At 66.0% G+C, this 7,248-nt stretch carries 8 protein-coding genes and 2 pseudogenes; 4 read left to right on the top strand and 6 right to left on the bottom strand.

What is annotated here, in order from left to right; genetic code table 11:
• Window positions 1-503: 503 nt before the first annotated feature.
• Window positions 504-1,205, top strand: coding sequence for a demethylmenaquinone methyltransferase (locus tag ACLP4W_RS11255; RefSeq protein WP_442386210.1), 702 nt, complete (start codon window positions 504-506; stop codon window positions 1,203-1,205).
• 7 nt (window positions 1,206-1,212) lie between these two features.
• Here the strand turns inward: ACLP4W_RS11255 and ACLP4W_RS11250 are convergent, their stop codons facing one another.
• The 5 genes and pseudogenes from ACLP4W_RS11250 to menJ all read right to left on the bottom strand — a co-directional run bounded on the left by ACLP4W_RS11250 (window position 1,213) and on the right by menJ (window position 4,448).
• The gene (locus ACLP4W_RS11250) at window positions 1,213-1,548 is read right to left on the bottom strand and encodes a DUF732 domain-containing protein (protein WP_442386209.1); all 336 of its coding nucleotides are present in this window, start codon (window positions 1,546-1,548) and stop codon (window positions 1,213-1,215) included.
• Window positions 1,549-1,565: 17 nt separating this feature from the next.
• Window positions 1,566-1,886 (bottom strand): annotated as a pseudogene (locus ACLP4W_RS11245) (hypothetical protein); the annotation flags it as partial.
• Between the two features lie 76 nt (window positions 1,887-1,962).
• Window positions 1,963-2,628, bottom strand: coding sequence for a hypothetical protein (locus ACLP4W_RS11240; RefSeq protein ID WP_442386208.1), 666 nt, complete (start codon window positions 2,626-2,628; stop codon window positions 1,963-1,965).
• 151 nt (window positions 2,629-2,779) lie between these two features.
• Window positions 2,780-3,142, bottom strand: a pseudogene (locus ACLP4W_RS11235) (class I SAM-dependent methyltransferase); the annotation flags it as partial.
• A 76-nt stretch (window positions 3,143-3,218) separates the two neighbouring features.
• On the bottom strand, window positions 3,219-4,448 hold the full coding sequence (gene menJ / locus ACLP4W_RS11230; RefSeq protein WP_442386207.1) for a menaquinone reductase: 1,230 nt from the start codon (window positions 4,446-4,448) through the stop codon (window positions 3,219-3,221).
• 21 nt (window positions 4,449-4,469) lie between these two features.
• On the opposite strand from menJ, the gene grcC1 reads away from it, so the two are divergent.
• The 3 genes from grcC1 (at window position 4,470) to ACLP4W_RS11215 (ending at window position 6,914) form a co-directional block, all read left to right on the top strand.
• Window positions 4,470-5,486 (top strand): nonaprenyl/(2E,6E)-farnesyl/geranylgeranyl diphosphat synthase, encoded by a 1,017-nt coding sequence (gene grcC1, locus ACLP4W_RS11225; RefSeq protein WP_442386206.1) that lies wholly within the window; start codon window positions 4,470-4,472, stop codon window positions 5,484-5,486.
• A 103-nt stretch (window positions 5,487-5,589) separates the two neighbouring features.
• Window positions 5,590-6,453 (top strand): zinc metalloprotease HtpX, encoded by an 864-nt coding sequence (gene htpX / locus ACLP4W_RS11220; RefSeq protein ID WP_442386205.1) that lies wholly within the window; start codon window positions 5,590-5,592, stop codon window positions 6,451-6,453.
• 107 nt (window positions 6,454-6,560) lie between these two features.
• Window positions 6,561-6,914 (top strand): type II toxin-antitoxin system HicB family antitoxin, encoded by a 354-nt coding sequence (locus ACLP4W_RS11215; RefSeq protein ID WP_442386204.1) that lies wholly within the window; start codon window positions 6,561-6,563, stop codon window positions 6,912-6,914.
• A gap of 7 nt (window positions 6,915-6,921) precedes the next feature.
• Here ACLP4W_RS11215 and ACLP4W_RS11210 read toward each other — a convergent pair.
• Window positions 6,922-7,248 (bottom strand): NAD(P)H-dependent glycerol-3-phosphate dehydrogenase (locus ACLP4W_RS11210; protein ID WP_442386203.1); only part of this gene is annotated, 327 nt, incomplete at its 5' end.

Raw genomic sequence — 7,248 nt, 5'->3', positions numbered from 1 at the left:
CCTCGGCGAACAGACCTACGACACGCTCGCCCACAAAGGCGAGACGATGACCACCGCCGCCATGGCGATGTACGCATTCGACCAAATCGACGAGGCCCGAAGACAGCTGAACGCAGTCTCGAAATAGGACCACATATGAGACACCTGCTCTGACAGGCAGTGGCGACCCAAATCCCCAGGCTGGAGTGTCTCGAAAGTTGGTCTCAGAAATATGTAGCCATGAGATGCGTTGCGCCGCTTCACGAGACGTCGCGATCTGGCCACGAAGGGCACCGGAACCCGGGTCAGATACACCCCTGGCCCAAACGGCCGATCGGCAGAACTCCGCAATCGGTGTGGCTGGTTTCATCAAGCCCGCCGACAACTTTCCAGTCAACAAGGCTTGCAACGCGTTCGTCGGCGCCCCACACCGGGATCGCTGGCCGCGGCCCAAGCCCAATTGCCCGGCTCCTCCTCACCCCGCTGCGCGGGCTGCATCGTCGCCGGGCTGTAGCGTTGCCGTCGTGAGTCGCGCGGCCTTGGACAAGGACCCCCGGGACGTCGCGTCGATGTTCGACGGCGTCGCCCGCCGGTATGACCTGACCAACACCGTGCTGTCGCTGGGGCAGGACCGATACTGGCGGCGAGCCACCCGGTCGGCGCTGGGGATCGGGCCCGGTCAGAAGGTGCTGGACCTGGCCGCGGGGACCGCGGTGTCCACCGTGGAGCTGAGGAAATCCGGGGCATGGTGTGTGGCTGCCGATTTCTCGGTCGGGATGCTGGCGGCGGGCGCGGGCCGCAGGGTGCCGAAAGTCGCCGGCGACGCCACCAAGTTGCCGTTTGACGACGGGGTCTTCGACGCGGTCACCATCAGTTTCGGGTTGCGCAATGTGGCCGACCAACGGGCGGCGCTGCATGAGATGTTCCGCGTCGCCCGGCCCGGCGGCCGGTTAGTGGTGTGCGAATTCTCCACACCCACCAATGCGCTGTTCGCCACCGTCTACAAGGAATACCTGATGCAGGCGCTGCCGCGGGTGGCGCGAGCGGTGTCCAGCAACCCCGACGCCTATGTTTACCTCGCCGAGTCGATCAGAGCCTGGCCCGACCAGCCCACGCTGGCGCACCAGATTTCAGCGGCCGGGTGGTCGGCGGTGCGCTGGCGCAACCTGACCGGCGGCATCGTGGCCTTGCACGCGGGCTACAAGCCGTTTGGACAAGCCCAGTGACGAAGGCCTAGTGGCCGGCCCGCTGAATGAAGCCGACCTGGTTGGGGCAGTAGTGGTCGATCGCGGCGCCCAGGAACTGGAACGCCTGGCCTTCGGTGGTGCCCAGCGGAAGGTTGTGCTGGATGAAATTGGCCGACTTGTACGGGTCGCCGTCCAGGCCTCTGTCGATCCGGTCACAGCTGATCTTGCCCAGCCACGCGAGCTGGTCCTGCGGGCCGTAAACGCCGAAACGGTTGACGGTGCTCTTGAATGTGTAGTCGTAGTCGTCGGCCTGCGCAGGCGCTGCCAGTACGACAGCGGCGCCCGCCATGGCCACAAAAGAAGCCAGCCTCGAAGCCTTCATTAGCCGGACTATACACCTCAGTCCAGGTGCGCCGACAGCAGCCAGCCGCCGACCGACTTGAGGCCGTTGGGCTCGTCGCCGACGTCGGCGAGCGGCAAGTCGAAAGAGCCCTCGGGCAGGCTGGCGTAGAGGCGGGCCGGCCGGATCTCGTCGACGACCCAGTACCGGGACACCACCTCGCGCAGCTCGTCGGCGGTAACCGCATTGATTGGGCCCTCGGGTACAGCCGCCCTGTCGAAGACAAGGGCGAAATATGAGGCGCCGGCCGCGGCGGCCCGCTTGATCGATTGCTGGTAGCCCTCGCGTGCCTCCACCGGAATGGAGTGGAACAAAGTGCTTTTCCCATCATCTCTCATGGCGTGGTTATTGCCTGGCGCGATGATGTGAGGCGGCGTGGGCGTTTCCCAACGAGTCTCAGTGCTGCGGGGGGTCCGGTTCCGCTTCCGATCCCGGCTCGTCAACCTTGTGAAAGCTGAACGTCTGGGTGTGCGCGCCAGCGCCAGGGATCGTCGGCTCCTCCGGCCACAAGGTCACCGCTCGTGTGGCGGCTGCGCGGATCGCCGCCCCGTCAAACTCCGCCTGGCCCTCTGCCGCCCCGTATTCAGGCCAGGCTGCCACGAATGTCACCGGGCCGTCAGGCGGCAGCGGGTACACCCAGAACTTGCAGTCATACCGCTGCGGACTCCCACCGGCGCTCCCGGGCATCAGGATCAAGTGTTCGGGATCGTCAGGCCACCGGGGGCCGCCGGTCGTCGCGCCGCGCCGCCCGTCCGCGTAGAGAAGACCTAGCCGCAACACGTCACCGGACTGTTCCTGACCGCGCCGCCCGAAGCGGTCGAACGGGTCGCCGAAGCCTGATGCGTTCACGCTGCCGCGCCTACGCACGTGAGCAGTGAACTCGAACCCGTTCGGGTAGGCACAAATGCCGCCGATTGCCACCGCTGCCTCTTCGGTACGCAGCAGCAGCAACTCACCGGGGACCGATCCAGGGATCACCGCATCTGGCTGCATATACGAGGGCCGCGCGTAGGGCACCGGCTCTTGGGGTGGCGGCTGAGGGATGGAATCAAAAAAGCCCATGGATGGCACCGTATCGATGCGCGGAGCGGTTCTGTGCAAATTGACCCACACAGTGGGTTGGGGTTATTGACCGACCTGCGGTGATACTAAAAAGCCCCTATTTCAGGGGCGGTAGTTCACGACTAAAACTAGAAGATCACAACTCAAGCAACAGCGTGCTGTCGACGATGGTGCCGAACCGGCCGTCATACCCGGTGAACGACGAGATGTCGGCCACCTCGAAAGTAACGTTGGTCAGGCCCCGCTTCTTGGCCTCGCGCCGGGCCAAGTCGATCGCGGTGGGGGAGAGGTCCAGTCCCACCGTGGTGTGCCCCCGCTCCGCGAGCGCCAGCGATATCGCCGCTTCGCCACAGCCCACGTCAAGGACGTCGCCGTGGAACTTGCCCTGTTCGATCAGGGCGGCCAGTTCGGGTTGTGGGGCGCCGATGCTCCATGGCGGCCGCGCGCCCTCACCAAACTGTGCGGATTCACCGCGGTAGGCGGTTTCAAACTCGAAATCTGTTGGGTGGGTCATGCTCCAGGTATATCAAGCGGCCTGATATATGTCAACGAAATTGATATAGCCTTGCAGGCTGTCGAGTAAAACCGGTTCAGCTGAACGGCGTTCGGCGATCGATCAGCCGTGACAACCGGCCGCCGCCCCGCCAGGCGCGGGCCACCCAGTCGGCGTCGTCGTCGGTGACCAGGTTGGCCATCACCCGCACGGCGATGGTCATCAGTCTCGTCGAGCGCATCGCGAGTGGCCCGGTCGTGGGCAGGAACCGCTGGAAGGTCAGCAACAACGCCAGCCTTCGTGCGACCGAAAATCCGCGGCCGTAGTGATGTTGCAGCAGCGACGGCCACGCCTGAGACAGGTCCCGTGAGTCCAGGAGTTCGGCGGCCAACCGGCCCGTCTCCAGGCCGTAGTCGATGCCTTCGCCGTTGAGCGGGTTGACGCAGGCCGCGGCGTCGCCGATCAGCATCCAGTTGGGCCCGGCCACCCCGGAAACCGCGCCGCCCATCGGCAGTAGCGCCGACGACACCGCCCGGGGATCACCGGTAAAGCCCCACTCGTCGCGGCGCAGGTCGGTGTAGTAGGAGATCAGGGGTCGCAGCGCCAGATCCGCCGGCCGTTTCGACGTCGACAGCGCTCCGACGCCGATGTTCACCTCGCCGTTGCCCAGCGGGAAAATCCAGCCGTAACCAGGCAACACGGCCCCGTCGGGGGAGCGCAGTTCCAGGTGCGACGTCAGCCAGGGGTCGTCGCTGCGCAGAGTGGTCAGATACCCGCGGGCGGCGACGCCGTACACCGTTTCTTGATGCCAGCGCCGGCCCAGCCTGCGGCCCAGCGAGGAGCGGGCCCCGTCGGCAACGATCAACTGGCGGCAGCCCACCTCGGTGCCGTCGGCCAATGTGAGCGATACCACCCGCCTCGACGAGTCATGGTGCACGCCAACGGCTTTGATCCCCAGCAGCATCCGCGCACCGGAATCCTCGGCGCATTTGCGGATCCGGTCGTCCAAGTCGAGGCGGGCCACCGCGCTGCCGGTCGACGGGAACGATGGGCCGGGCCACTCGACTTCCACCTCGCCGCCGAATCCGCTCATCCTCAAGCCCCGGTGCCGGATGCGGGTGTCCAGCCAGTCGCCCAGACCCAGCCGTTCCAGCTCGGCGACCGCGCGCGGCGTCAGCCCGTCACCGCACGCCTTGTCGCGGGGAAAGCTGGCGGAGTCGATGACGAGCACGTCGTTGCCGGCGCGCGCAGCCCAGGCGGCCGCCGCCGAACCGGCAGGTCCGGCGCCCACGACCACCACGTCGGCTCCGGAGGCTCTGGTCTCCACGCCCACCAGTATGTTGGTCGAGTGGGGACTCCGGCGACGGTGGTGGCAGGCGTTGATTTCGGTGATGCCGCCTTCGCGACGGCCGTGCGCGACGGCGTCGCTCGGATCGAGCAGCTCATGGATACCGAGCTGCGTGGCGCGGACGAGGTCATGACCGACCCGCTGACACACCTATTCAAGGCTGGCGGCAAGCGCTTCCGGCCGCTGTTCACGGTGTTGTCCGCACAGATCGGACCCAACCCCGACGCCGCGGAGGTGACAACCGCCGGCGCGGTCATCGAACTCGTGCACCTGGCCACGCTCTACCACGACGACGTGATGGACGAGGCGGAGGTCCGCCGCGGCACGCCCGCCGCCAACGTGCGCTGGGGCAACAACGTCGCGATCCTGGCCGGGGATTATCTGTTCGCCACGGCGTCGCGGCTGGTATCGCGGCTGGGACCGGAGGCGGTGCGGCTCATCGCCGAGACGTTTGCCCAGTTGGTGACCGGACAGATGCGCGAGACCAGGGGCATAAGTGAGGGGGCCGAAGGGGCGGATCCCGTCGAGCACTACTTGACGGTGGTGTATGAGAAGACGGCGTGCCTGATCGCCGCCGCGGGCCGATTCGGCGCGATGTTCTCGGGAGCCGATGCCGAGCAGGTGGAGCGGCTGAGCCGTCTCGGGGGCATTGTCGGGACCGCTTTTCAGATCTCCGACGACATCATCGACATCGGCAGCGACTCCGACGAGTCCGGCAAGCTCCCCGGAACCGATGTGCGCGAAGGGGTGCACACCCTGCCGATGGTGTACGCGCTGCGGGAACCCGGACCCGAAGCGGCGCGGCTGCGCGAACTGCTGGCCGGACCCATCGACGACGACCAGGCGGTGGCCGAGGCTCTGACGTTGTTGCGGGCGTCACCGGGCATGGCGAAGGCAAAGCACTTTTTGGCGCAGTACGCGGCGCAAGCACGCCAGGAGCTGGCCCTTTTGCCCGACGTCCCCGGTCGGCACGCGCTGGAGACGCTGGTCGACTACACCGTCAGCCGGCACGGCTAGCGCTGATACCGCCCACTGTGGAACCTGGCGGCACCCGGTGGAACCCGAAAGGCCGTCCGAAGCGTTCAATTAGCTGTAGTCAGCAATAACCGGGAGGACACTGATGACCTGGCATCCCCAAGCCAACAGGCTGAAGACCTTCGTCCTGTTGGTCGGTATGTCCGCGTTGATCGTGGCCATCGGCGCGGTGTTCGGCAGGACGGCGCTCATCTTCGCCACGCTCTTCGCTGTTGGCATGAATGTCTACGTCTACTTCAATAGCGACAAGCTGGCACTGCGAGCGATGCGCGCGCAGCCGGTTTCCGAGGTGCAGGCGCCGGCGATGTATCGGATCGTGCGGGAGTTGGCCACCGCCGCACACCAGCCGATGCCGAGGCTGTACATCAGCGACACGAACGCGCCCAACGCGTTCGCCACCGGCCGCAACCCGCGCAACGCCGCGGTGTGTTGCACGACCGGCATCCTGGGGATCCTCGACGAGCGCGAGCTGCGCGCGGTGCTCGGACATGAGCTTTCGCACGTCTACAACCGCGACATCCTGATCTCCTGCGTTGCCGGTGCGATGGCGTCGGTGATCACCGCGCTGGCCAACATGGCCATGTTCGCCGGTATGTTCGGTGGCAACCGAGATGGCGAGAATCCCTTTGCGCTGCTGTTGGTTTCGTTGCTGGGCCCGATTGCCGCGACGGTGGTGCGGCTGGCGGTGTCACGGTCACGGGAGTATCAGGCGGACGAATCGGGTGCCGTGCTGACCGGCGACCCACTGGCCCTGGCGTCGGCTCTGCGCAAGATCTCCGGCGGGGTACAGGCGGCGCCGCTGCCACCGGAACCGAAGCTGGCCAGCCAGGCGCACCTGATGATCGCCAACCCGTTCCGCGCGGGCGAGCGGATGGGATCGCTGTTCTCGACGCACCCGCCGATCGAGGACCGCATCCGCCGGCTGGAGGCGATGGCGCGGGGTAGGTAGCGCATGTGCTATCAAATCCGGCGCGAGCCACATGGTCTGGAGAGGCGCGGCTCCCTTGGGGACAAGTGACTCGCGATTTCGATAGCGTATGTGCTTTCAAATCCCGCGTGAACCGCTACACCTACCGCGTGGAATGGTCTCCCCACCATGGGGAATACGTCGGCTCGTGTATTGAATTGCCATACCTCAGGCGGCAGGCGCGGACCGCGCAGCAGCCCATTGCCGAGATCGAGGCCGCAGTCGACCAGCATGTGGCGGATATGCAAGTCTGCGGTGAAACACCTCCCACACCAATAACGGAACGCAGTTACAGCGGCACGTTGGTAGTCAGGACTTCCCCCGAGCTGCATGGACGCCTTGCGCTGGAAGCTGCCGAGCAACGAGTGTCGATGAATCAGTGGATCGTTCAAAAACTCTCCGGCCGCCAATCAAGCAGCGGCCCGGGGCTCTTATTCGACTGACGGACGGTCAGAAACCTGAGCCGTGCACCTCGTGTCCGGGAACCTCGGCGGCCAGGCCGTGATAGGCCTGCTCAACGGTCGAGCCATGGTTGATCACCGCATCGACTTCGCGGGCGATCGGCATGTTCAGGCCGAACTCGTCGGCGAACTCCATGATCACGCTGGACGCTTTGACGCCCTCGGCAACCTGGTTCATCGATGCGATGATCTCGTCGATCGGCTTGCCGGCCCCGAGTTGTTCGCCGACGTGGCGGTTGCGGCTGCGCTGACTGGTGCAGGTGACGATCAGGTCGCCCAGACCGGCCAGGCCGGGGAAGGTGTCGGGGTCTCCGCC

Source organism: Mycobacterium sp. (assembly GCF_052145595.1).
In the GTDB taxonomy this organism is placed as follows: Bacteria; Actinomycetota; Actinomycetes; order Mycobacteriales; family Mycobacteriaceae; genus Mycobacterium.
The sequence above is the reverse complement of the archived record's forward strand: the minus strand, read 5'-3'. Positions and strand labels throughout refer to the sequence as shown.